This is a genomic window from uncultured Desulfovibrio sp. (assembly GCF_944324505.1).
GTDB lineage: Bacteria > Desulfobacterota > Desulfovibrionia > Desulfovibrionales > Desulfovibrionaceae > Desulfovibrio.
Window position 1 is genome coordinate 12,491 of record NZ_CALUWO010000004.1, and the last position, 23,729, is coordinate 36,219.

The following is a 23,729-nucleotide window of genomic DNA, read 5'->3' on the forward strand; positions in this document are numbered from 1 at the left end:
GCTATTCTCCACTTTCCCAGCGTATCCGACGCAAGGTAAAGGACCGCGCCGAGGAGGCAAAACACAGTGGCATATCCGCCACACTATCCGTTCCCTCCGCAAAGGAGGCCGCATCCCGGGAAAAAGCACACCCCTCCATCCCTTCTGGCACGAAGGCTCGTACAGCAGCCTGTTCATCAGCATATATTCCCGCAAAAACAGGAGCCGTCGGAAGGCAGGCCTTGCGCCCCAGCCAAATGCCCCACACCGGATCTTGCAGAGCAGCCCCGGCTTTTTCCAGCAGGGAACGGTCCCCGCTGAGAAAAACCCGGAAGGATGCGTTCAGCAGGTACTGGCGCCGGGTGATGTGGCAGTCCTTGAGCTTGCCATCAGCCTTGGCCGTATGCTGTACCGTGTGATAATCCTCCAAACGCTGCACCGAAAGCACGCTTTCCCCCGCACAACGGGGCACGGCAACGGCCAGCATATGAACGGCAGCCATTTCCCTCAGAAAGGTGCTCTCTCCTGACGATCCCCTGTCCAGCCCCAGGGCGGCACACAGCATGCCTGTTATGGCACTGCGCGAGGGCAGCAGGTCTGTCCGGCGTCTGTTATACTGGCTGGACGTGCCCCAGGATTGCAACGGACCTTCCAGCCGCAAGGCCAGACACGCCGTCTCAGCGCACATACCGCGCAACCTCCCGCAGCAGTTCAGGCAGAGAAGATTCCGGCATCCGACATTCCAGCGCGGCCTCCATGCCCCAGACCGACTTCAGACGGGCATATTCCGCTTCCAGGCGGGAAAGGGATTCCTCCATCAGGCCTCCCCGTGTCCAGACGGGCTTTTCAAAGGCATTGACCAGCTGTACGGGATGGCCCTTTTCCCGCACCACCACCAGCACATGAGACGGCAGCGTGGCGGCATTCATGGAGTTGCGGCGCGCACCAGGCATGGCACACAGCGTGGCCGCCACAAACTGACGCACCACCTCCTGCCGCTCCTCCTGGGACAGGGCAGACAGATGCTGCTCCAGCAGGTCCAGATTCAGCGCCGCAAAGCGATAGTAGGTGGCGGAATTGAATTCCAGCGTGCCGGTCATCCCCGCGCCGGATTCCTCATCGGGTTGCAGGTCATCCACGGCCGCGAAGAAATCTATTTCATTGGAAACCTTGTGCGTGGACAGGGCGTGGCTGAACATGGCCGCCCCTTCCAGCGTCAGGGAATGGTCATTGGCCACCATACGGCCGAACAAGGCGATGTCCGCAGCATCCTTGAGCGGCTGTTTTGCCAGGGCCTTGACGGCCTTCTTGGCATCCCTGGTGTCGGCGTAGGCCGCTGCCAGGCTTGCCAGCTCCTGCGGCGAGGTAAAAAACAGTGTTTTTACACGGGTAGGCGGCGTATCCAGCTTGTTGATGGCGGTGCCAAGCGCTTCTGCCCCCTGGCGGGCATCGTCCTCGGCAAAGCCATGCGCTTCCCGCAGCTGACGCGCCAGCGGCTCGAGAATCAGCCGGGTGCGCTGCCCGCTGAAGAGGGCCGGCGCCTCTGCCTGCATGGCTTCCCGCACGGCGCGTTTCCAGCACTGGCTGGAAACGCGAGCGCGCTGCACATTGCCGAACAATGCCGTTTTGGGGGAGCCAAAGTCATCCCGGTTGAGGCAGGCCACAGGAACAGACTGAAGAATATGGACTTCAAGATGACGCATGAGGCTTTCTCCTTTGAAGAAGTTCAGAAAAGCGGTTGCAGCACAAGCATGCCATAGCCAAAGGCCTTGGCACTGCCGATGCCATGATAAAAGGCATGCAGAAAAGCCTGCCGATCCCTGACCTGGAGTCGTCCACGAAAACGAACACCGATATGCGTGCCCGCACGGGCACGCCGCCAGAAAACACTGGTGCCGGCCTCATCCATGCGCAGTGGCCCATCCAGGCAAAAACCATGCTGCGCGGCCTTGTTTTGCATCCAGGCCAGGCGGGAAGCCTCGTCCAGCAGCGCCAGACGCCTGCCGTTACGGGTACGCTGTCCGTCGGCGGTGAAGGCCGCCACCTTGCGGGTGGGATTGGCCAGCAGATCAAAGGCATAGGCATCATGCTGCAAGAACGTTGGCGCAATGCTCCTGACAGCCCAGCATTCCGGAGGGCACCAGCCGGGGCAGACAGGCTTGCTGCGGCACAGCAGGTACACCTGGCAGCCCTGCGGCAACCAGTCGGTACGGGTCAGAAAATCCCTTTTGGCATCGGGCATGCCGGGAAAACACTCCCAGAGCGCCTGATGCCAGGCATAGACATCCCGAAAGCGGCAGCGGGCAAGGGCTGTCCTGTCCAGCTGCATACGTGCAAGCCAGGTCATGCGCGCTCTCCTTCCTCTTCCGCCGCCTTCACAGCCGGCGTCCAGAAAGCCGTCGCCCAGGCTTCACGGGGCCGGGGCCACTGTGCCAGGTCCCTTTCCAGGGCAGCATAGTTGACGGGAATGTCCCTGGAGGCCGCCAGACGCACAAGGCGACAGACGCGCTCGTCTATTTCATCCCTGTCGGCACTGAGCAGATACAGCAGGCGCCGCCCCATGGGGCCTGGGGCGCCATCCTCCTCCCACGGTCTCTCGTCAGCGCCACAGAGCTGACGGCACACTGTTCCCATATTGCCGGCGTCACAGTTCCGTGGATGCAGGGCAAACAGTCCGGCCACCGTGCGTACGGCACGGGCCTGCCGGCTGTCACCAATGCCCCCCACATGTGCCAGCAGGGGCCAGGCACGTATTTCTGTCGTTTCCACCAGCGCGCCACGCAAGGTGGCCATCACGCCGCGGTTCCCTGCATTGCGCAACAAAAAATCCATGAGGGCGCTCATGCTTCCTCCTTGTTCTCGTCGTGTTCCAGATACGTGCGCAGTGCGCCCGCAAGCACGCGACGGCCCATGACAAAGGCGCGCATCTGTCGCTGCCTGTCCCTGCCGCAGGTTGCGGCATAGGCCGCCGTCGCGCTTTCGCCCAAATGGTGCATCCATCTTTGCCGTGCCACGGGAAAATCCGCCTCGCCGCAGGCGCCTATCATGGCCCACAACAGCGGCAGCCCCGCCTCCACAGCCGTCCAGTACAGGCAAAAGGCCTGTGCTCTCAGCCGGACCAGTTCCTCGCCCTTTCGAGGACCGGCCAGTTTCAACCGGCCCTCCCAGCCACCATCCACCAGACGGCGATAGCGCTCCACGGCTGTACCCAGTCCGCGGGCAATGGATTCCGCCCGGTTCACCTCGCTTTCATACAGTGCGTGCCCCTCCGTCTGAAACATGGCGCCAGGCACATGGAAAACAGACTCTACGGCATCCACCACCTCGGCCTGATCGCGGCACAGCGCACAGACCACCAGATCGGCCCCCTGCCCGTCACGACAATGGGCCAGTGCCGCGCAGCCTCCCAGCCCGTCCGCATGCCGCCTGACGGTCAGAGCCGCCAGCTGCCGCCATATGGCTTTGCCTGGCTGGGCGCCAAGCAGAATCCGTTCCTGCTTTTTGCCACTGGTGATCACTGTTACCGTGGCCGTCACCTCAGGCGGAAAAGGACGCTGCGGGCTGGTAAAGGAGGGAAAGGGCAAGCCGTCACCCAGCACCATGTCTGCCCCCGTCTCAGCAAGCAGCACTGCCCGCGTCAGCGGCACCATACGACCCAGAAAGGTCTGGGTGGCATTGTGAATGGCCGCCTCGTCATCCAGATTTCGGGGAAAGCGCTCCCACAAGGGACGCCCCTGCCATCCCTCGCCCAGGCGCTGATACTCAGGCAGACTCTCTTCGGACAGCATATTGCCATGCACGCTGTCCCGCAGGGACTCACGACGCAGAAAGGTATGCAGCATGGAGGCTGCCGCGCATGGTCCGTCGCAGGAGGAACGCCCTGTCACGGTCTTCCCCCAGTGCACAGAGCCGATAAGCCCTCCAAGGCTGAACATCTGAAATGTTAGCAGGTTGCGTGCCAGCCATGCCGGGGAAAAGTGCCGTTCTGACAGGGCCTCATGATCAAAGAGCGTGCTGTTGTTTCCCGATGCCAGGGCAAAGTCCAGCTTGCTGCACGGCGTAGGCTCTTCCCTGGCAGATGCGCTGCGCAGGCCGGCCACCTGCAAGAACGGCTTTTGGGGATGGAAGAGTTCAAAAGAATCCCGCCACGAGTCCAGATAGGCCGGCACAGCGGAGGGCAGAGCTTCCCGCAGGTCCTCCCATCCGTCATCATCTTCGGGAATGCCCACGGCGGCATAACTCACGCAGAGCAGCAAACGCATGAGGGCCACGCGTTCATGCGGCCGCACGGCCAGATCCGCCATGCTGTCATCCGCAAAACAGTCCCGCAGCGAGGCCAGACAGCGCATGCCATCCCGCCGTATGCAGGGTATCCACGGATCATCAACAAGATTCATCGTTCCTCCTTGTGAATGACAAGGCCCAGCTGGTCATCCCAGCTCAGACGCCTGCCGGGTTTGAGCCGGGGAACAGACATCTCTCCGGCACCTGTCAGCAGGCAACCATTAATATGATAGGGCGCCAGCTGCCTGTCCTGCGGCTTTTCCCGCAGACACGAACAGGGGATGCGCACCGTATTGCGGTGCAGCGCCCTGGCCGCAGCCAGCGACGGCCTGTCCTCCGCAGGCAACACAATCTCGCCTCCCTCCAGCAGGGAAAGCCGCCTGCCATCCCGTGCCGTGCACAGCACCATGAGGGCATCATCGGCAGAGAGGCGTGTCCGCAGGTTCGCCGTATCATCCAGTGCCGCCTGCCAGACATTGGTGTGCATCTCTGCCAGGCGCCTATCCGCCAGTTCCCTGCCGTACTGCTCGGCATACAGCTGCTCCCAGCCCGGGGGCACCTCCTTCTCCACATAGGTTGCCGCCATCAAACTGCGTATATCCGCAGGCAGCGTCAGTTTTTCCAGCGATTCCCATATCTCCAGCGTGCGCAGCAGGACATAGGGACGATACACGAGCGCCTTTTCCCGCAGGCGGGCGCAAATGGCGGCAGCATCCATGTGGCGGAAATCTTCGCAACTCGCACTTTCCCGCAACAGCACAAACAGGGGAAACGGCACGGGGCGTCCCTTTCGCAGATGCCGCCACAGGCGGCCCAGCCGCTGCAAGAGCATGTCTGTAGGCGCCAGCTCGGAAAAAAGCACGTCGGCATCCAGGTCAACGCTTTGTTCCACAATCTGGGTGGAAACAAGGATGGCCCCCTGCTCCCGCCTGCCCGCCGGCCCCAGGCGGTCCATCCAGTATCGTTCCAGCATCTCGCGCCGGAAAAAGGGAAATCGGGAATGGAGCAGCCCCATATCCGGAGGGCATGACAGCCTGGCAGCCTGCTGGCACAGGGTTGTGAAATCCTCCTGGGCACGGGCTACCGTGTCACAGACCCACAATACCTGTGCCCCCTCTCCGGCCAGCGTCAGTGCCCTGGTGAGAGCCGCCTCACGGTCTGGATGCTCAATATGCACCGTTCTGTCCGGCAGGGATGGCGGACAGCGCTCCGGCAGCGGACTGCCGCCGACGGCACCGCTAAGACGGGGATACGGGGCCTGGGCCAGCTCCTCCTCCAGCGGCAGCGACAGCAGGGAGCAGCGGGCTGCCTCCGTGAGCGTGGCGGACAGGATGATAACCGTGCAGCCCAGGCGCTCCAGCTCATGGCACAGGTAGCGCACCAGCGTGCCGGTATACATGTCATACGTATGCACTTCATCCACAATCACCACCTTGCCGGCCAGGGCAAAGCGGCGAAGCGCAAAATACCGTACGGGCAGCACTGCCAGCAGGGCCTGATCCACCGTGCCCACACCAAAGGGCGCAAACAGGGCACGCCGTGCCGAGGTAAACCAGCAGGGATCGGGTCCTGCATCGGGCGCCGCCGGACAGACCAGCGCCCTGAGGTTTTCCTCCAGCCAGGAATGCCCGTGGATAAGCTGGACCGGTGCGGCCCCGGGGCAAATGCGCTGCGCAAAATTCGCAAGACGCAAAAACATGCGGTTGCTGGTGGCCTGCGTGGGCAAAGCAAAAAAAATGCCCTCCGCCCTGCCCTGCGCCAGCAGGTGATAGGCGGCCCACAGTGCCGCCTCTGTCTTGCCCATGCCCATGGGCGCTTCGATAATATGTATGCCCGGGCCGGTAATGGCGGCAGCGGCCATCTCCTGCAACGGGTAGGGCCTGCGACCGGCAAAAATGTCCGCAAAGGAGAGGCCTGGCGTTACCGGCGGCAATCCCAGACCGACGGCGTCCACCGCCATCGCGGCGCGCTGACACAGCTCATGCGCATCCAGTGTTCTGTCCGGGGGAAAAAACTGCTCGTCGGATCCCAGCCAGTCTGCCAGCGTCACCAGTCCGGCCACGCACCAGAGGGTCGGGTCCTCCCTGTCCTGGATATCCGGGATTTCCGGTTGCCCGAACTGCTCCCACAACTCCCGCAGGCAGGACTGCCGCTCCTCTTCCAGAAGGCGCTCCGTCGGCGTAAGCACAGGCGTGGCGGACGAATACGGCTTGACAATGCGGCCATGGTGCGCTCCTGCCACAGCCGCCCAGCAGGCAGCGCTCTTTTTGCTGACACCGTGCAGACCCGCAAGAAAGCAGTGCAGGCTGTCACAGGATATGCGGGGGTGCTGCCGGGTATAGATGCCCTTCCAGCCTCCCCTGGCCGCCGCCTGCGTCAGTCCCTGCCGTTCCAGCCAGACCGGCGATTTCTGCAAAAAATCCAGTGAAAGCTTGCCCACATCGTGGCTGGCCGCCAGAAAACACAGGGCCTGCGGTGTCAGCTGCCAGCGCTCACAAACGTGCGGATACCGGTGCAGCAGGGCCATGGTCACCCTGGCTACCGTCAGCAGATGCTGACGCACAGAAATACCGGGGGCGCCATCGTGCGTCTTGGCCCAGTCATTGAGTGGTCGGGGAAGGTTCATACGCTATGCTTCCATTTGCTATGACGGGAATTTTTCCATATGGCGGCCGCTCTGTTCCTTGTCCGTTACCACAGAAAGCCGTGCCTCACATTCCCGGGACAACATGAGCATGTATACTTTTTGCTTAGTGATATCCGTTTTTTCACGACATAGCAAAAAGTCTCCATCATCATGGGAAAAATCATGGCACAAAAGGCAAAACATGGTGATTTTCCTAAAAAAAATGTAGCGCCCCGCGAAAAACAATCCACATGTTGCGCAGAAAATATACCGGCAGTGCCGTTCCGTCTCTTTTACGCGGCACTGGTCCGCTGTGCACGTCATGCGGACAGTTGAGCATATCAGGCAAGAAATTGGGCAGGTATGCCGTTTTTTCCCCTGCTGTTTCTGTCTATACGGAAAGGCACATCGTAGCAGTTATGGAGGTAGACAATGCACACGACATCACATACCCGCATGCCGGAACGCCGGCGCTTTCTTGCCGCCGGTCTGGCCCTTGGCGCGGCCGCACTGCTGCCGCACGCTCTGTCCGGCGTGGCCAGTGCCGCCACGGGGCACGACGCCTCCCCGGCGGATGCCGCACAGAATCGGCACAGCCCCATGCCGCAGCGCATGCTGGGCAGTCTGGATGTTTCCGCCATCGGCCTGGGCTGTCTGCCCATGGTGGGCTATTACGGCGGCACCTATGCCAAAAAGGACATGATCGCCCTTATCCGCCGGGCCTTTGACCATGGTGTGACCTTTTTTGATACGGCGGAGGTATACGGCCCCTACACCAGCGAAGCATGGGTGGGCGAAGCCCTGGCCCCGGTGCGTCATCAGGTCCGCATTGCCACCAAGTTCGGCTTTGCCGTGGCGGAAGGCCAGCCCACGGCCCTGAACAGCCGGCCGGAACATATCCGCAAGGCGGTGGAAGGCTCCCTGCGTCGTCTGCGCACGGACTATATCGACCTGCTGTATCAGCACCGGGTGGATCCGCAGGTGCCCATGGAAGACGTGGCCGGCACGGTGGGCGACCTGATCCGGGAAGGCAAGGTACGGCATTTCGGCCTGTCCGAGGCCAGCGCGGCCTCCATTCGCCGGGCACATGCCGTCCAGCCCGTCAGCGCCGTCCAGAGCGAATACTCCCTGCTCTGGCGGGAACCGGAAACCAAGATTTTTCCCACGCTGCGGGAACTGGGCATCGGGCTTGTGCCATACTGCCCGCTGGGGCGCGGCTTTCTGACCGGCGCCATTACGGAGCACAGCCGCTTCACCACCGGGCGCCTTGCCACTCTGCCGCAGTTCACGCCCGAGGCCCTGAAGCACAACATGCCCCTGCCCCACCTGATCCGCCAGTGGGCCGAGCGCAAGCACTGCACCATGGCGCAGTTTGCCCTTGCCTGGCTGCTGGCCCAGGCTCCCTGGATTGCCCCCATTCCGGGCACAACCAATCCGGCCCATCTTGACGACTTTCTGGGGGCCACGGCCGTCAGCCTGTCTCCCGACGAGCTGCGCGAATTTGCGGCAGCCTATTCCCGCATCCGCCTCATGGGGCACCGTGCCGATGCGTTTACGGAAAGCCAGATCGATAAATAAGGAGGCAAACCCATGCTGCCACGCTTTTTTGCTGCCCTTGCCTGCTGCCTGCCGCTGTCCTGCTGGACGCCGGCACAGGCCGCTGATGTGACAACGGTCCGCATTGCCCAGCTTCAGATAAAACCGGAATGCCTGCACGCCTTTACCCTGGCGGTACGGGAAGGCATGGAAGCCGCGCTGCGCACGGAACCGGGCGTGCTGGCCATCTATGCCGTTGCGGACAAAAACGACCCCACCCGGCTGACGTTCTTTGAAATGTATGCGGACGACGCGGCCTATGAACGCCATCGCCAGACCCCGCACTTTCAGAAATATTTTCATACCACCAAGAGCATGATTGCCAGCCGGGTCCTGCACGAGGCCCTTCCCGTGGAACTGCGGGACAAGCACAATACCCCTGCCCGGCCAGGCAGGTAGGGCCGGCCGCCGTGCCGGGGCGGCACAGCGCAGGGGATGTGTATTTTATATTGACCAATAAAAAATATATCCCGCGCGCTGCCGCCCCCGCACAGGCTGGCAGGACCATTGAAATTTCTGGCAGATGCGCTAGTCTGGGGCCTTCACTCCAGCCTGTACATCTGTCATGCCTAGCCGAAACACATGCCATTCCGCCAGCCGCGGCAAGGGCCGCCCCCGCGCCTTTGACCGGGACCTGGCCCTGCGCAAGGCCCTTGAGGTCTTCTGGCGGCACGGCTACGCGCCGGCCTCTGTGGCGGAACTGTGCCGGGCCATGGAAATCAACCCTCCCAGCCTCTACGCCACCTTTGGCAACAAGGCCGCGCTCTTTCTGGAAGCCCTTCGCTATTATGAGCATACCTACTGGGATGCCCCGGCCCGGCGCTTTCTGGCCGAGCCGGACCTGACAAGGGCCGTGGCCGGCTTTTTCCGGGAAGCGGCCTGCATCCTGCTGTCGCCGGAAACGCCCTGCGGCTGCATGGTGGTCCTGGCCGCCATCAATATCGACGAAAGCGAAACGGAGATCATCGCCACGGTGCGCGAGCTGCGCCAGGCAACCCGCCAGATGTTCACGCAGCGGCTCCGGCAGGCCATACTCGACGGACAGATTCCCCCGGATACGGATGTGCCGGCCCTGGCCGGCGCCCTGAATACCCTGCTGGAAGGTCTTTCCCTCCAGGCCAGGGACGGGCTGTTTCAGTCCGAACTGATGGCCATTGCCGCCCACGCCGTGCGCATGCTGCCCCCTGCTCCATCCCGTCCCCTTCCCCGCAGCTGACCTGCCGTTTTCTTGGCGCAAAAGCGCAGCGGAAAGGCATTGACAATTTTTTAGCAATCATTAAAAAATTTTTCAGACAGCATATCACCCCAAGGAGCGTTCATGGAATTCACAGAACCGGCCATGCGCCCGCCACAGGAACGGCATTCCCTCCTGCTGCGCGCCACCCAGGGCTGCACCTACAATGCCTGCCATTTCTGCTATGTTTCGCGCGGCTATCCCTTCATGGCCGTCACGCCCGACATGCTGGAACAGGAAGTGCTGGCCAGCAGGGGCCGTTTTCCCGCCCCTACGGCAGTCTACCTCACCGGCTCCAATCCCTTTGCCCTGCCGGTCTCGCGGCTGCGGGACTACCTTGACGTGCTGCGGCGGCATCTTCCCCGGCTGACGCGCGTGAGCATGCAGAGCCGCATTGCCGACATTGCGGGCAAGAGCGACGCAGAACTGCGCGACCTCTGCCAGCAGGGCCTGAACTACCTCTACATCGGCACGGAAAACGGCAATGACCAAGTGCTCAGGCTCATGAACAAGGGCCATACCGCTGCCCAGGCCGTGGGGCAGCTGCTCAGGCTGGACGATGCGGGCATAGGCTACACAACCTTTTACGTTCTGGGCATGGGCGGCAAGGGCGCCGGCCGCATCAGCGGCGAAGCCACGGCGCGCATGTTCAACAGCGTGCACCCGCAGCGCATCACCACCACGGGCATGACCATCTTTCCCCGTACCCCGCTGGCCGACATGGTGCAGCGCGGCGAGTTCACGGAAGCCCCGGAACGGGAAAAAATGGAAGAACTGCTGGTTTTTCTGCAAAATCTCGCCATCGACACGGTGTATGACGGCATTCACTACCTGAATCCGCTCAACTACCGCTTTGCCAACCGCGATACGGAAACAAAGCAGCGTGTGCTGGCAGATATTGCAGACATCCTGCAATCACATACGGACGCGGAACTGGACCTTATGGTCAGCCGCCATCTTATGCACTCCCTGTAGCCGGCGCGTGGCGCCCCTGCCCCCTGCGAACAGGCTGCCCCCTTGTGCGCCAGACCGACAGCGACAAATCCCCCGCAAGGAGAAAAGCATCATGAGCAAGAACATCCTTATTCTCAATGGAAGTCCCCGCCTGCACGGCAATACGGCCATGCTGTGCCAGGCTTTTACCAAGGGCGCGGAAAGCGCCGGCCACACGGTGACCCGCTTTGACCTGCAAAAGCTGGACATTCACGGCTGTCTTGGCTGCGTGCAGGGGGGCCGCGACGTGAACAGCCCCTGCGTGCAGAAAGACGGCATGACAGCCATCTATCCCGTCTACCGCGCGGCGGACGTGGTGGTGCTGGCATCGCCCATGTATTACTGGGGACTGTCCGGCCAGCTGAAAACCGCCTTTGACCGTCTGTTTGCCGTGGCGGAATGCCATGCCGGCTATGCCAATCCCCGCAAGGAATGCGCGCTCATCATGGCCGCGGAAGGCAACACCCCGGACAACTGGAAGCCCGTGCTGGACTATTATCATGCGCTTCTCGGCTTCCTGGAATGGAAGGACCTGGGGCAGGTGCTGGCCGGCGGCGTTTTTGAAGCGGGCGCCGTGGCCGGACAGCCCGTGCTTGAGGAAGCCTTCCGCTTCGGGGCTTCGCTGTAGGAAGGCGGACCTCACTGACCATCACAAGGAGAACATCCATGCAGACCCTTTCCCTCATCGAGGCGGCAGCCCTCACCTCTCCCAACCCGCTGTCGCTTGTCTGTTCCCGGACACCTGCCGGCATCACCAATCTTGCCACGGTATCGTGGTGGACCTACCTGAGCCTTGCGCCGGAAATCATCGGCTTTGCCATGATGAAAACCTCCTATACCGGCGAAATGGTGCGGGCCAGCCGGGAGGTGGTGCTCACCATTCCCGGCACGCCCCTGGCAAAGCAGGTCATGCAATGCGGCACCAGCACGGGAAGAACGCGGGACAAGGCCAGGGATTTCGGCATTGACCTTACGGACCTCCCGGACTGCGCCATCCAGATTCCCGTGCACAGCGTGCTGGCCATCCAGGCCAGCCTGCGCGAATTTGTGGATGTGGGCGATCATTACTTCTATATCTGCCCCGTGCAGAAGGTCTACGCCAATCCGGCGGAAACGCCCCTCTTTGCCTGGAAGGGATACGCCAAAATCGCCGCGGCGCAGCTTGCATAGCTGCTCGAAACGGGGGCCGCTGCCGGGAGGGATCAGCCCCTTCGCCATTGGCAGCGGCTCCCGCCCGTGTCTATGGCCTGATGACGGTTTTCAGCACGCCCGCCTCGGGCGCAACCTGCTTTTCCAGGGCATGCTGCAACATGTCCAGCGGCAGAATATCGGTTACGTAGCGTTCCACATCAATGGTCCCGCCGGCGATGAGGTCAATGGTTTCCGCAAACTCTGCGCGGGTGCAGGACACGCTGCCCGTCAGCCGCACCTCGTGCAGCACGGCGCGATTCAGGGCAAAGGGCACCAGGGGCGTCGTGGAATTGCCGATGAGCACGATTTCTCCGCCGGGCTTCACGCCATCCAGGCAGGTGGCCAGTGATTCCCCGGTTCCCACTGCCTCGAACACTACGTCAAAGCCGCCCCGGGAAGCCCGCTGCATCCGCGCGGCCCTGTCCGGGGCAGTGCCGTCAAGGTACATGTCAAAATCGCCGATTTCTCTGGCCCGGCCTGTCTGCCGGTCGTCGATCCGGGACATGGCCAGCACGGAGGCCCCTGCCCGCTTCGCCAGCCCGCCGACAAGCTGTGCAATGATGCCGCTGCCCACCACCAGCACCGTATCGTGCAGCTTCAGGCGGGACTGCCGCACCGCATGATAGGCCACCATCAGCGGATCAATGAGGCTGGCGGCAATGTCCGACACCGCGTCCGGCAGCCGCCAGGCATTGCGCGCCCTGCCCACAAAGTATTCCGCATACCCGCCATTGCAGACAAAGCCGATATAGCGGGTGCCGTTCACCTGACGGCAGAGATGCTCCCGGCCGGACAGGCACATGTCACACGTGCCGCAATAGAGATTGGCCCAGAAGGTCACGCGCTCGCCTTCGCGAAAGTCGCTGTCGCCGGGGTCCACCACCACGCCGCAAAACTCGTGGCCCATGTGAAATTCAGCCGCGGGGTCAGGCCCCCAGCCCCTGCCTGCCTGCCACATGTGGATATCACTGCCGCAGACCCCGCAGGCGGCAACCCGTATCTTCACCATGCCCGGCCCCATGGCCGGAACGGGGACCTGGCGAATGGCAATCTGCCGCGGCCCCACAAGCACGCCGGCCCGCATCATTTCCTGTTTCATGCGCTCTGCTCCCACATCGTTTTTGTTTTCTCGGGCACGGGGACGCGCCGCCCGGCGGACGCGCATGCCCCGGCCATGCCCCTAGCTTCGCTGTATCTGCCGCTGCTGCTCGGCGGGGTAGCGGTCGCCCGCCACAGGCACGCGGGAAAGGGCCTCTTCCAGCGCCGTCCACTCGTCAGGCGGCACGGCCACCTGGACCGCCCGGATATTTTCCTCCAGATGGGACAGCTTGGTGGTGCCAGGAATGGGCACAACGCCTTCCCGCCGCAGCAGCCAGGCCAGGGCAAGCTGTGCGCAGGTGACTCCCCTGGACCGGCCGAAGCGGTGCAGCACCTCCACAAACTGCAAATTGCTCCCCAGCACTTCCGGCTGAAAGCGGGGCAGGGTCTGGCGATTGTCATTGCCGGAGTCAAAACGGGTATGGGCGGTCATATCCCCGCCCAGAAAGCCCCGGTTGAGCGGACTGTAGGGCACAAAGCCGATGCCCAGTTCTTCCAGAACGGGGAAGATGGTGGTTTCCGGCTCGCGCCACATGAGATGATATTCGCTCTGCACGGCGGTGACGGGCTGTTCGGCATGGGCGCGCCGGATGGTTTCCGGTCCCACTTCGCACAGGCCAAAGCGCTTGACCTTGCCCTGACGGATGAGATCGCCCACGGTACCGGCCACGTCCTCTATGGGCACTTCCGGGTCAAAGCGGTGCTGATAGAAAAGGTCAATGGCATCGACCCGCAGACGCCGGAGGGATGCTTCCGCCACGCGGCGGATATTTTCCGGCCGGCTGTTCAGCCTGCCGGTCTGGTACACGCCGTTGACAATGCTGTGACCAAACTTGGTGGTGATGGCCACGCGGTTCCGGTAGGGTGCCAGGGCCTCCCCGACCAGTTCCTCATTGGTCAGCGGTCCGTATACCTGCGCGGTGTCAAACAGGGTGATGCCGTGTTCCGCTGCCTGGCGTATCAGCGCAATCATGGCCTTTCTGTCCGGGGCAATACCGCGATTGTAGGTTGCCCCCATGACGCCGAAGCCCAGGGCAGACACTTCCATGCTGTATGCGCCGCGCCCCAGGGTGCGCTTTTGCGTCAGCAGGGGCAGGTCAGGGCAGCGTGCCGTCCCTGCGGCAGGGGACAGGCAGGGCGCATCCCCTGCCGCGCTTTCCGTGGCGGGCAGCCCGCCTGCCAGCACAGGCGCTGCCGCCAGGATTGCCGCCGCACGCAAAAGCTCGCGACGGCGCAGGTCTGTTCCGTTCCGTCTGGTGCTCATGCGGAACCTCCTTGTTCATGGCATGAGGCTACTGTGCCTGCTGCCGCCTGACGAGCACCAATCCGCCCTCTTCCTTGCCTGATTCCCTCAATGGCCGCCCCCGGTCCCCTCATGCCTGCGGCGGGAGCTGTGCCGCCAGGTCCTCCTGAAGGTATTGCAGAAAGCGGGCAGCCGCCCGGGAAAACACCTGATCCTTCTTCCAGGCCACATGCAGGCTGACTTCCAGCCGGGGTTCCAGCGGCCGGAAGCACAGCAGGCTGTCGTCGGCAGTGCGGATGATCCTGTCCAGGCACAGGGCATAGCCCATGCCCTCTTCCACCATCAGGGAGGCATTGTAGAGCAGGTTATAGGTTGCCACCGTGTCCGGCGTGCCGCAGCTGTCCCCCATCCAGCCGGCAAGCTCGTTTCTGACCAGGCTCTGCCGGGAACAGATGAGCGGCAGGCCGCGCAGGTCCTGCGGGCGTATGGTCCGGCGTGCCGCCAGCGGACTGTCCCTGCGCATGAGCACGCCCCAGACATCCGTGACGGGCAGAGCCAGAAAATCGTATTTTGACAGATCCGTGGCCCCGATGAACACGCCAAAATCCACCAGCCCCTTGTCCAGACGTTCCGCCACCGCTTCCGCATTGCCGCTGAACAGATGATAGGCAATGTGGGGATGCGATGCCCGCAGGCGACGTGCCGTGCGCACCAGCAGGCGCATGGCATCGGTTTCGCCGCCGCCGATCCAGACCTCCCCGCTGATATGCGCGTCCATGGCCTGGAATTCGGCCCTGGTCTTGTCCACCAGGTCCACGATTTCCTGTGCCCGCCGGCGAAAGAACATGCCCTCCTCCGTCAGGGAGATGCGCCGCTTGCCCCGCAGAAAAAGCGTTTTGCCCAGCTCTTCTTCCAGCTCCATCATCTGCCGGGAAAGGGTGGGCTGGGTCACATGCACGGCCTCCGCCGCGCGGGAAATGGTTTCCTCCCGCGCCACGGCCAGAAAATAGCGCAACACACGCACATCCATGGGACCTCCCCTGCCTGCCGCCGGCACACACGGCCCGACGCCCGCAACGCTGCGGCCCCGCAGCCCGGCGCTCGCGCCCCCGCGCCATGGCCTCGGCGCGCTGCCCCGGTCAGCAGGCATTTTCATGCTTTCAAGGCATGGTTAATTATTCATTATAAGTAATTGATATTATACTTGCTGCCGTTTAGACAAGAGGCACGGGGGCAGCCTGTGGCGGCACGGTCCGGCCAGCAGACCCGCCGCCTGCCGGAACGGGCATGCGGCGTGCCCCAAGCCAATGCAAGGAGTTGTCCTATGGAAAGCCAGATGTTGAAGGATAAGGTTGCCATCATCACGGGGGCCAGTTACGGCATGGGTCAGTCCATGGCGGAACTGTTTGCGGAAGAGGGGGCCGCCGTGGTGCTGACGGCCCGCGGCAAGGACAAGCTGGACGCCGTGGTGGACGGCATCCGGGCCAGGGGCGGCCGGGCCATGGGCGTGGTGGCCGATGTGTGCTCCACGGAAGACACCCGGCGGGTTTTTGCCGAAACCCTCAAGGCGTACGGCGACCTGGACATCCTCATCAACAATGCGGGCATCGGCGAACAGAAGCTCATTGACGAAACGGATGACGAATGGATGAGCTATGTGATGAATACCAATCTGGGCGGCCCCATGCGCTACATCCGCGAAGCCCTGAAAATCTTTCTGCCCAAGAACGAGGGCGTGATCATCAACGTGTCCTCCGTCAACGGCACGCGCCCCTTCTGCGGGGCCACCTATACGTCCACCAAGGGCGCGTTGAACACCCTGACCAAAAACGTAGCCATGCGCCTGGTGAACACCAATATCCGCTGCAATGCCATTGCCCCCGGCGCCACCCGGACGCCGGCCCACCTGGCCAACAAAAAGGGCGAACAGCCCGGCGGCGCCAAGATGCTGGAATACAGCGGCCACTATGTCTATTTTCCCGGTCCGGAATGCGATCCCATGGACCAGGCGTATGCCTGCCTGTATCTTGCCAGCAAGATGGGCCGCGCCGTGCGGGGCCAGGTATTGCAGGTGTGCAACGGCGCTTTCCTGTAGGCCCGCATTCCGCCGCACAGGGCGCCGCCCGCGGCGTGCAGACTCCGGGGCACGGCGCCTTGTCAGATGCGGCAGATGCCGCTAGCCTGATGACAGCAGGCACCTGCCCTGCCGGCCGGACTCACGCGGCACAGCACGATTTGCGCCCTGTCCTGCCGGTCACAGCGCGGGCAGACGCCCCCCTTCCGCTGCGCCGGAAGCACAGGACGGCAGCCCCGCGCACAACCATTACGGAGGCAAGCATGACAGTTCTTAGCCGACGGGATTTCATGAAAGGCAGCGCCATGGCGCTGGGAAGCGTGGCCCTGAACGGCCTGGCAGGCACGACGCCGGCCGCCGCCGCACAGGAGAACATGGCCGCCCCGGCTTCGGGCCGGGCCACCGTCTACTACAGCAAGGAATGCAGCGCCGCAGCCCTCAAAAAGCTGTATGCCCTGGTCAACGGGCAGATCAGCGGCAAGGTGGCCATCAAGGTACATACCGGCGAACCCAACGGCCCCAACATCATTCCGCGCCAGTGGGTGCGGGAATTCATGGCCGGCATTCCCCAGTCCACCATTGTGGAATGCAACGTGCTGTACGACAGCCCGCGCCAGACCACGGCAGGCCACCGCAAAACCCTGGAAACCAACGGCTGGTCGGCCTTTACCACCGTAGACATCATGGATGAGGACGGCGACACCCCGCTGCCCGTTCCCGGCGGCAAGTGGCTCAAGGAAGTAGCCGTGGGCAAGCATTTGCTGCGCTATGATTCCATGGTGGTGCTTACGCATTTCAAGGGGCATACCATGGGCGGCTTTGGCGGCTCGCTGAAAAATATCTCCATCGGCTGTGCGTCGGGCAAGGTGGGCAAGCTGCAACTGCACCAGGAAAACGGCGTGCAGTGGTCCGGCGGCCCCAACTTCATGGAACGCATGGTGGAGGGCGGCAAGGCCATCACCACCCATTTCGGCCCGCACATCACCTATATCAATGTGCTGCGGAACATGTCCGTCAGCTGCGACTGCGAGGGCATCCATGCCGAACCGGTGCGCCTGCCCGATCTGGGCATTCTGGCCTCCACCGATCTGCTGGCCATTGACAAGGCCTCGGTAGACATGATCTACGCTCTGCCCCCTGCGGTACGCGCCCACATGGTGGAGCGCATCGAATCCCGTTCCGGCCTGCGCCAGCTTTCCTACATGAAGGAAATGGGCATGGGCACGGACAAGTACGAACTGATACCCCTCTAGCGGCGGCCCCGGCCGGAGCCGGTTTTGCCCGCTTTCCCGGCCGGGCAGCCCGTGTGCCGCACGACACCCCGCTGCCCGGCTGATGCTCCGCCGCCATGCCGGAGGGCAGACGCGGCAGCACCGGCCCGCAGTCCGCGGCCATATGCCCCGCCGCTGCACAAGGAACTTGCCATGAAAAACGTACTCATCATTTCCACCAGCCTCCGCACGGGCGGCAATTCTGACCTGCTGGCCGATGCCTTTGCCCAGGGCGCCCACGAGGCGGGCCATGCGGTGGAAAAGCTCTCCCTGCGCGACAAGACCATCCAGTTCTGCAAGGGCTGCCTGGCCTGTCAGAAAACGCAGCGCTGCGTCATCCATGACGATGCCAACAGCATTGTGCAGAAAATGAAGGACGCCCAGGTGCTCGTCTTTGCCACGCCCATTTACTATTATGAAATGTGCGGCCAGATGAAGACCCTGCTGGACCGGGCCAATCCGCTCTTTTCGTCCGACTATGCCTTCCGCCATGTCTACCTGCTGGCCTCAGCGGCGGACAGCGCGGAAAGCGCCGTGGATGGGGCGCTGAACGGCCTGAAAGGCTGGATTTCCTGTTTTCCCAAGGCGCGTCTGGCAGGCGTCGTCCGAGGTGTGGGCGCAACCGATCCGGGAGACATCCGCACCCATACCGCTGTGCTGGATGCGGCCCGCACCATGGGCAGCCAGGTCTAGGCACGCTGCCCGTGGCGATGTGACGGGGCCGGCCGGCGGTGCGCAGGGCCGGCCCTCAGCATATGGGCGTGCTGCCCCGCCCTGCCCGGCGTGTGCCGGTTCGTGCCTGGTTTTGGGCCGGTTTTGGGCCGGTTTTAGGCATGTTCGTACTGATTTGCGCCATGGAGCAGCGCTGCGCGCAGGCGTGTCCGCGTGCTGCCCGGCGGCAGGCAGGCACGCATGCAGCGCGGCCTTTCCCGGCCTGATGCGCACGGGACGCCGCAAGGATGGGTATGATGAAACTACGCTGGAGGCGTCTGGTGCTTGTGCTGCTGTGCCTTCTGGGCGCTCTGGCCCTGGGCATCCGCCTGTTTCTGGGCAGTCTTCCCTTTGGCGCGCTGCCGGACGAGGCGGAACAGCAGCGTCTGGCCCGCTCTCCCCACTATGCGGACGGCGCATTCCATAACGAGCTGCCCACCCCCGTTCTTGCGGATGACAGCAGCATGGCGGCTTCCCTGCTGCAATTTCTGCTGCGCAAAAAGGACCACCCCGTGCCGCCGGGGCCGGTGCCGACGGCCAACACGCCCCTGACCACGCTGGACCGCGCAACGGATTCCCTGGTCTGGCTGGGGCATTCCTCCTTTCTGCTCCAGCTGGACGGCCAGCGCATCCTCATTGATCCGGTGCTGAGCGACCATGCCTCGCCCGTTTCCTGGATTACGCGGGCCTTTCCGGGCAGCAATCCCTATACGCCGGACCAGCTGCCGGACATTGACGTATTGCTCATTTCCCACGATCACTGGGATCATCTGGATTATGCCACCCTGCGCGCCCTGCGGCCCCGCATCCGGCAGATAGTCTGCGGGCTGGGCGTGGGGGCGCACCTGCGGCGCTGGGGCTTTGCGCCAGCACAGATTCACGAGGGCGACTGGGGCGATGCGCTGACCCTGGGCACGCTCACTGTCCGCATTACCCCGGCGCGGCACTATTCCGGCCGCTCGCTGGCGCGCAACGCAAGCCTGTGGGCCGGCTTTGTGCTGGAAACGCCGCACCGGCGCCTCTTTTACAGCGGCGACAGCGGCTATGGCCCCCACTTTGCGGAACTGGGCCGCCGCTTCGGCCCCTTTGACTGCGTGCTGCTGGACTGCGGCCAGTATGACCGCCGCTGGCCGTTCATCCACATGACGCCGGAAGAAACGGCCCGCGCCGCCCACGACCTGCGTGCCCGAAGCCTGCTGCCCGCCCATGCCGGCAAGTTTTCCCTTGCCTACCACAGCTGGGACGATCCCTACAGGCGCATCAGCGCCGCCAGCCGTGGCCGCCGCTGGCGCCTGCTCATGCCCCGCATTGGCGAGGCCCTGGCGCTGGATGCGGTCACGCAGCCCCGGCCCGCTGCTGACCCCGCTGCCGCCCCCGTCCCCTGGTGGCAGACCCTGCGGCCCTGAACGGGGCAGCCTGCGGCAGCGGCCGTCTTTCCTCTGCCGCGCCGCGCCCAAGCGCTTGCCGTGCCCGCTGTACGAAAAGGCATGGGTCCGGCAGCATCATCCCTGCCGAGCACGTGTCGGGACATCCGGCAAGAAATCACTCAGACATTTTCCTTGCAGCCGATGCTGCCGCACATATTCCTCATAGTCCGCACCAAAGGCTGACGGGGCATAAAAAAGTGTATGCCAAGGACGACAGGGAGTTTTTGAGCTGTTGAGCAAGGAATATTTTGCAAACAAGGCGTATTTGTTTATAAGCTGTGCTCTTTCCACATGTGCGATGCCATCATAAAATAACAAAAAATATTCGCTATTGTTTAATGCTATATTCACAATTGAAATATATTCAAAAATTTTACTTTTATCATACATGAATGCTTCATGATTGCAGATAAAATTTATAATCAGATAATATTCATAAAAAAATTTTTTATATATTGTTGGCAAATGCGTAAGGCAAAACTGTATATCATGCCTTGTTCCTGCCACACCAAAACGTTTATAAAAACGCATTCTATCGTCAATTTCCCTGTGAAAATCATCAAAGCAACTTGGTGAAGTAGAACGCCCCTTATCTTCCTCTCTCAATTCATCGAGGGTATTCTTGAAGCCTTCCAGCAAATGAAAGAAACTGTTTTCAAAGCGCTGTAGCTGTGCCGTGCGGTTTTGAATTTCCAGCTCTCGTTTCTGTCCTTCCAGTTCACGACGCTGGGCGCGAAGTTCCTTGCGCTGTTCACGCAATTCTGCACGCTGCAACAGCACCGTGACAATAACCCCCGCAAAGGCCAGGGCGCTGAACAGGCTGCCAAAGGCGGTATACGCTGTTTCATTGTCGCCAGCGAAGATGATGCACAACAGAAAGGCCCCGCAGATGCCGCCCAGCAGCCAGGCAAACAACTGCAAGGGGGTGCGCTCCATGTGGCGAGCCTTTCGCCGCAGCATGATGCGCAACCAGCGTGGCCAGGCGACAGCATTCATGCGTCTTGTGCCTCCCCGCGGCACAGGGGCAGGAGTTCTTCCAGTTTGGCCACAATACGCTTCTGCTCGGCCAGCGGAGGAAGGGGAAAGAGAGCTTTTTTCGCATCATCGGTTCCCAAGCGAGGCATTTTTACGCCATAGGCTTTTTTAGTAGCATATTCAACAAAAAATGTAGATAATAAAAATAGATGAGCGAAATTAGGATAAACATCTTTCCCAAAATCAATAGGTATAATCTCCGAAGAGCAATATCCGTCACAGTCTGCAAGGACAGCCTTATTTAAATTTGGACGCAACTTGCTATAAAGTACATTCCCTTTTTTAAATATATTTTTTGTACTGCCGAGTTTTTTAGCATCTATATGCCGTCTTATTAAAATATTTCCCGTATCTTTTTCAATATCTTCAAGCTCAAGAAGCCATCCTGAAACGACTTCTCCTTCTTTCACGGTTCTCCCGGAACCGTATAAAGCCACCTCCCCCAGCCGCACCCATTCCCAGCCGTTGGGCAGGGCAAAGGGCTTTTCCGCCTCGCTCACGGGCGGCAGGGGCTTCTGCTTCCTGACTTTGCCTGCGGCCACAAGGCGGGCCTTTTCGGCACGGATACGTTCCAGCAGGACGGCGGCAGGTTCGTCATCCGGGTGCTGCGGCACAAGGCGGCCCTGCATCGCCTCCTGCAACAGGGATTTCCGCAGCCGTTCCGGCAAGGCGGCCTCCAGCGCGTCCAGCGCCTCCTGCGCCTGACCGTAAGCCTCCACGTCCGGCAGGAGTTCTTCCAGTTTGGCCACAATACGCTTCTGCTCGGCCAGCGGAGGAAGGGGAAGATACAGCTTTGCCAATGCCGTGCCATTAACATTTGGCTGCCCTGTGCCCATGCTGGCGGCCATAAGTTGATTCCAATAAAGCTGACTTCCTAAAAAATATTTTATAAAAAAAGGCGAGACAGCATCACAAAGTGTGACACGTATCAAATATGAAGCAAATATAGCTGTCTGTACAACCTTATCAATAAGAAATGATTTCCCGATGGTTCCTCCTGTTCTTGCAATAAGAATATCTCCTTCATCGAGAATATAGTTTGATATCTTATCGTTACTTACCGAGCAAAATGGTACAGCGTCCCAATCAACGAAATCACCCTGAATATCTGTAATCCGTAGGAGTTTTACATTTCCTACAGGAGTTGCAGAAGCTGTAAATCCGTAATGAATGCTTCTGGACACCTCCCCCAGCCGCACCCATTCCCAGCCATTGGGCAGGGCAAAGGGCTTTTCCTCCTCGCTCACGGGCGGCAGGGGCTTCTGCTTCCTGACTTTGCCTGCGGCCACAAGGCGGGCCTTTTCGGCGCGGATACGTTCCAGCAGGACGGCGGCGGGTTCGTCGTCCGGGTGCTGCGGCACAAGGCGGCCTTCGATGGCCTGCTGCAAAATGGCATTTTTCAGCTGACGGGCGTTCATCTATTCCCCCAGCGCCGCCAGGATGCGGTCAAGGCGCTCATCCAGCGCGGCGGCAAGGCGCTGCCGTTCTTCGCGGTAGCGGGCAATCAGTTCCGCAGGCGGCAGGATTTCCTCTTCCTCATGGGGAAAGCCGCACAAATCAAGATTGTAGTCCCGGGCGGCAATGTCCGCCGCCGCATAGCAGGCTGCGCGGGGAACATCGTTTTCCACAAGGGGCCGGCGCGCGTTCCACCAGTCCATGACCGGGGCAAAATGCTCAAGGCGCATGGGCTTTGTCTTGGAAAAGGCCTTGTAGCCCTCGGGCAGGTCCAGGCGATAGAACCAGGTCTCCCGGGTGGGGCCGTTGCGATCAAAGAACAGGATATTGGTGGTGATGCCGGTATACGGGGCAAAGACGCTCCTGGGCAGGCGGATGACGGTATGCAGGTTGCAGCGCGCAAAAAGCACCTCCTTGAGGGCGCGCTTGGCCCCGTCGACACCGAACAGGAAGCCGTCAGGCAGGATGACGGCCGCGCGGCCGCCCTCCCTGAGGCGGTAGAGAATGACGGCCATGAACAGATCCGCCGTTTCGCTGCTGCGGAATTCCACCGGAAAATTCTGGCGGATGGCCTCCAGCTCGCTGCCGCCGTAGGGGGGATTCATGAGGATGATGTCAAAGGTTTCGCCCCTGTCCTGCACGCGGCGGGCAAGGGAATTGCTGTGAAAAACGTTGGGGCTGTCCACATCATGCAAAAACATGTTGGTGGCGCACAGCAGATAGGGCAGCGCCTTTTTTTCGCAGCCGTAAAGCGAGGCATTGCACAGCTCCCTGTCCTCCGTGCTGCGGATTTGCGGCTCCAGCAGCTTGAGGGCGGAAACAAGAAAGCCGCCGGTGCCGCAGGCAAAGTCGGCCACGCGCTCGCCGATTTTGGGGGCCAGCATGCGGGCCATGAAGTCCGTTACCGCGCGCGGGGTGTAAAATTCGCCCGCATTGCCCGCGCTTTGCAGACTCTTGAGGATGGTTTCGTAAATTTCCCCGAAGGCATGGCGGTCTTCGTAGGACTCGAAGTCGATTTCGTCGATGACGTTGATTACCTGCCGCAGCAGGATGCCGTCCTTCATATAGTTGTTGTTGTCCTCAAAGGCGGCGCGCACGATGCGCTGACGGCGGGTGGCATGCTCGTCCAGCGGCAGATTCTTGAGCGTGGGGAACAGATCATTGTTGACGAACTGCAACAGGGCATCGCCGGTCATGGCCTGCCCGTCCGCCCTGTCCACGGCCCAGTTGCGCCAGCGCAGGCGCTCGGGAATGACGGAGCGATACGGCGCATCCGTGGCCATAAATTCCCAGTCCGCTTCCTTGGCATCGTAAATCTTGAGAAAGAGCAGCCAGACGATCTGCTCAATGCGCTGGGCATCGCCGTTGATGCCGGTATCATTGCGCATGATGTTCTGGAGCCGTTTGACGATGGTGGAAAGCGACATGAGAGGAATCCTTTTGTCCTTGGGGGTGATGGGTCACAGCTGGCGGGCCGTCAGGCCGCACCGCGGGCAAGGGGCGGGCGAAAAG

At 61.7% G+C, this 23,729-nt stretch carries 22 protein-coding genes; 10 read left to right on the plus strand and 12 right to left on the minus strand.

The window, feature by feature from the left end; all coding sequences use genetic code 11:
- Nucleotide 1: 1 nt before the first annotated feature.
- Genes cas5e through cas3 form a run of 6 tightly spaced genes read right to left on the minus strand, consistent with a single transcriptional unit; the run spans nucleotide 2 to nucleotide 6,889 of the window.
- Nucleotides 2–667 (minus strand): type I-E CRISPR-associated protein Cas5/CasD, encoded by a 666-nt coding sequence (gene cas5e, locus Q0J57_RS05830; protein ID WP_297218206.1) that lies wholly within the window; start codon nucleotides 665–667, stop codon nucleotides 2–4.
- Nucleotides 657–1,682 (minus strand): type I-E CRISPR-associated protein Cas7/Cse4/CasC, encoded by a 1,026-nt coding sequence (gene cas7e / locus Q0J57_RS05835; protein WP_297218208.1) that lies wholly within the window; start codon nucleotides 1,680–1,682, stop codon nucleotides 657–659. The genes cas5e and cas7e overlap by 11 nt, the downstream gene beginning before the upstream one ends.
- A gap of 23 nt (nucleotides 1,683–1,705) precedes the next feature.
- Nucleotides 1,706–2,326 carry a type I-E CRISPR-associated protein Cas6/Cse3/CasE gene (cas6e, locus tag Q0J57_RS05840; RefSeq protein WP_297218210.1) on the minus strand — a complete coding sequence of 207 codons (621 nt, stop codon included), beginning with the start codon at nucleotides 2,324–2,326 and terminating at the stop codon, nucleotides 1,706–1,708.
- Nucleotides 2,323–2,823, minus strand: coding sequence for a type I-E CRISPR-associated protein Cse2/CasB (gene casB / locus Q0J57_RS05845; protein WP_297218212.1), 501 nt, complete (start codon nucleotides 2,821–2,823; stop codon nucleotides 2,323–2,325). Before casB ends, cas6e begins: the two co-directional genes overlap by 4 nt.
- Nucleotides 2,820–4,376 carry a type I-E CRISPR-associated protein Cse1/CasA gene (gene casA / locus Q0J57_RS05850; protein WP_297218214.1) on the minus strand — a complete coding sequence of 519 codons (1,557 nt, stop codon included), beginning with the start codon at nucleotides 4,374–4,376 and terminating at the stop codon, nucleotides 2,820–2,822. The genes casB and casA overlap by 4 nt, the downstream gene beginning before the upstream one ends.
- Entirely contained in the window at nucleotides 4,373–6,889 is a 2,517-nt protein-coding gene (cas3, locus tag Q0J57_RS05855) for a CRISPR-associated helicase Cas3' (protein WP_297218216.1), read from the minus strand. The genes casA and cas3 overlap by 4 nt, the downstream gene beginning before the upstream one ends.
- Before the next feature lie 432 nt (nucleotides 6,890–7,321).
- On the opposite strand from cas3, the gene Q0J57_RS05860 reads away from it, so the two are divergent.
- The 6 genes from Q0J57_RS05860 (at nucleotide 7,322) to Q0J57_RS05885 (ending at nucleotide 11,882) form a co-directional block, all read left to right on the plus strand.
- Complete coding sequence (locus Q0J57_RS05860) at nucleotides 7,322–8,467, plus strand: aldo/keto reductase (protein ID WP_297218219.1); 1,146 nt, start codon at nucleotides 7,322–7,324, stop codon at nucleotides 8,465–8,467.
- 12 nt (nucleotides 8,468–8,479) lie between these two features.
- Nucleotides 8,480–8,884, plus strand: coding sequence for a putative quinol monooxygenase (locus tag Q0J57_RS05865; protein WP_297218221.1), 405 nt, complete (start codon nucleotides 8,480–8,482; stop codon nucleotides 8,882–8,884).
- Between the two features lie 166 nt (nucleotides 8,885–9,050).
- Entirely contained in the window at nucleotides 9,051–9,701 is a 651-nt protein-coding gene (locus tag Q0J57_RS05870) for a TetR/AcrR family transcriptional regulator (protein ID WP_297218223.1), read from the plus strand.
- A 102-nt stretch (nucleotides 9,702–9,803) separates the two neighbouring features.
- Nucleotides 9,804–10,694: a radical SAM protein gene (locus Q0J57_RS05875; protein ID WP_297218225.1), complete on the plus strand. Its 891-nt coding sequence runs from the start codon at nucleotides 9,804–9,806 to the stop codon at nucleotides 10,692–10,694.
- A 91-nt stretch (nucleotides 10,695–10,785) separates the two neighbouring features.
- Nucleotides 10,786–11,340 carry an NAD(P)H-dependent oxidoreductase gene (locus tag Q0J57_RS05880; protein WP_297218227.1) on the plus strand — a complete coding sequence of 185 codons (555 nt, stop codon included), beginning with the start codon at nucleotides 10,786–10,788 and terminating at the stop codon, nucleotides 11,338–11,340.
- Between the two features lie 38 nt (nucleotides 11,341–11,378).
- Nucleotides 11,379–11,882: a flavin reductase family protein gene (locus Q0J57_RS05885; RefSeq protein WP_297218230.1), complete on the plus strand. Its 504-nt coding sequence runs from the start codon at nucleotides 11,379–11,381 to the stop codon at nucleotides 11,880–11,882.
- Between the two features lie 70 nt (nucleotides 11,883–11,952).
- Here Q0J57_RS05885 and Q0J57_RS05890 read toward each other — a convergent pair whose 3' ends face one another.
- The 3 genes from Q0J57_RS05890 to Q0J57_RS05900 form a co-directional block, all read right to left on the minus strand.
- Entirely contained in the window at nucleotides 11,953–13,002 is a 1,050-nt protein-coding gene (locus Q0J57_RS05890) for an alcohol dehydrogenase catalytic domain-containing protein (RefSeq protein ID WP_297218232.1), read from the minus strand.
- Nucleotides 13,003–13,083: 81 nt separating this feature from the next.
- Nucleotides 13,084–14,265, minus strand: a complete 1,182-nt coding sequence (locus Q0J57_RS05895; RefSeq protein WP_297218234.1) for an aldo/keto reductase — start codon at nucleotides 14,263–14,265, stop codon at nucleotides 13,084–13,086.
- A 109-nt stretch (nucleotides 14,266–14,374) separates the two neighbouring features.
- Nucleotides 14,375–15,274, minus strand: a complete 900-nt coding sequence (locus Q0J57_RS05900) for a LysR family transcriptional regulator (protein WP_297218236.1) — start codon at nucleotides 15,272–15,274, stop codon at nucleotides 14,375–14,377.
- A 306-nt stretch (nucleotides 15,275–15,580) separates the two neighbouring features.
- Between Q0J57_RS05900 and Q0J57_RS05905 the strand changes: the two genes are divergently transcribed.
- The 4 genes from Q0J57_RS05905 to Q0J57_RS05920 all read left to right on the plus strand — a co-directional run bounded on the left by Q0J57_RS05905 (nucleotide 15,581) and on the right by Q0J57_RS05920 (nucleotide 19,706).
- Entirely contained in the window at nucleotides 15,581–16,339 is a 759-nt protein-coding gene (locus tag Q0J57_RS05905; protein WP_297218238.1) for an SDR family NAD(P)-dependent oxidoreductase, read from the plus strand.
- A 242-nt stretch (nucleotides 16,340–16,581) separates the two neighbouring features.
- A complete protein-coding gene (locus Q0J57_RS05910; RefSeq protein WP_297218240.1) occupies nucleotides 16,582–17,571 on the plus strand; it encodes a DUF362 domain-containing protein in 990 nt (329 codons plus the stop codon).
- Nucleotides 17,572–17,742: 171 nt separating this feature from the next.
- Nucleotides 17,743–18,282 carry a flavodoxin family protein gene (locus Q0J57_RS05915; protein ID WP_297218242.1) on the plus strand — a complete coding sequence of 180 codons (540 nt, stop codon included), beginning with the start codon at nucleotides 17,743–17,745 and terminating at the stop codon, nucleotides 18,280–18,282.
- A gap of 272 nt (nucleotides 18,283–18,554) precedes the next feature.
- Complete coding sequence (locus Q0J57_RS05920; protein WP_297218244.1) at nucleotides 18,555–19,706, plus strand: MBL fold metallo-hydrolase; 1,152 nt, start codon at nucleotides 18,555–18,557, stop codon at nucleotides 19,704–19,706.
- A 96-nt stretch (nucleotides 19,707–19,802) separates the two neighbouring features.
- Here the strand turns inward: Q0J57_RS05920 and Q0J57_RS05925 are convergent, their stop codons facing one another.
- The 3 genes from Q0J57_RS05925 to Q0J57_RS05935 are packed head-to-tail and all read right to left on the minus strand — an operon-like array spanning nucleotide 19,803 to nucleotide 23,644.
- Nucleotides 19,803–20,723 carry a hypothetical protein gene (locus tag Q0J57_RS05925; protein WP_297218246.1) on the minus strand — a complete coding sequence of 307 codons (921 nt, stop codon included), beginning with the start codon at nucleotides 20,721–20,723 and terminating at the stop codon, nucleotides 19,803–19,805.
- Nucleotides 20,720–22,180, minus strand: coding sequence for a restriction endonuclease subunit S (locus tag Q0J57_RS05930; protein WP_297218248.1), 1,461 nt, complete (start codon nucleotides 22,178–22,180; stop codon nucleotides 20,720–20,722). The genes Q0J57_RS05925 and Q0J57_RS05930 overlap by 4 nt, the downstream gene beginning before the upstream one ends.
- Nucleotides 22,181–23,644, minus strand: a complete 1,464-nt coding sequence (locus tag Q0J57_RS05935) for a class I SAM-dependent DNA methyltransferase (RefSeq protein WP_297218250.1) — start codon at nucleotides 23,642–23,644, stop codon at nucleotides 22,181–22,183.
- Between the last annotated feature and the right edge of the window lie 85 nt (nucleotides 23,645–23,729).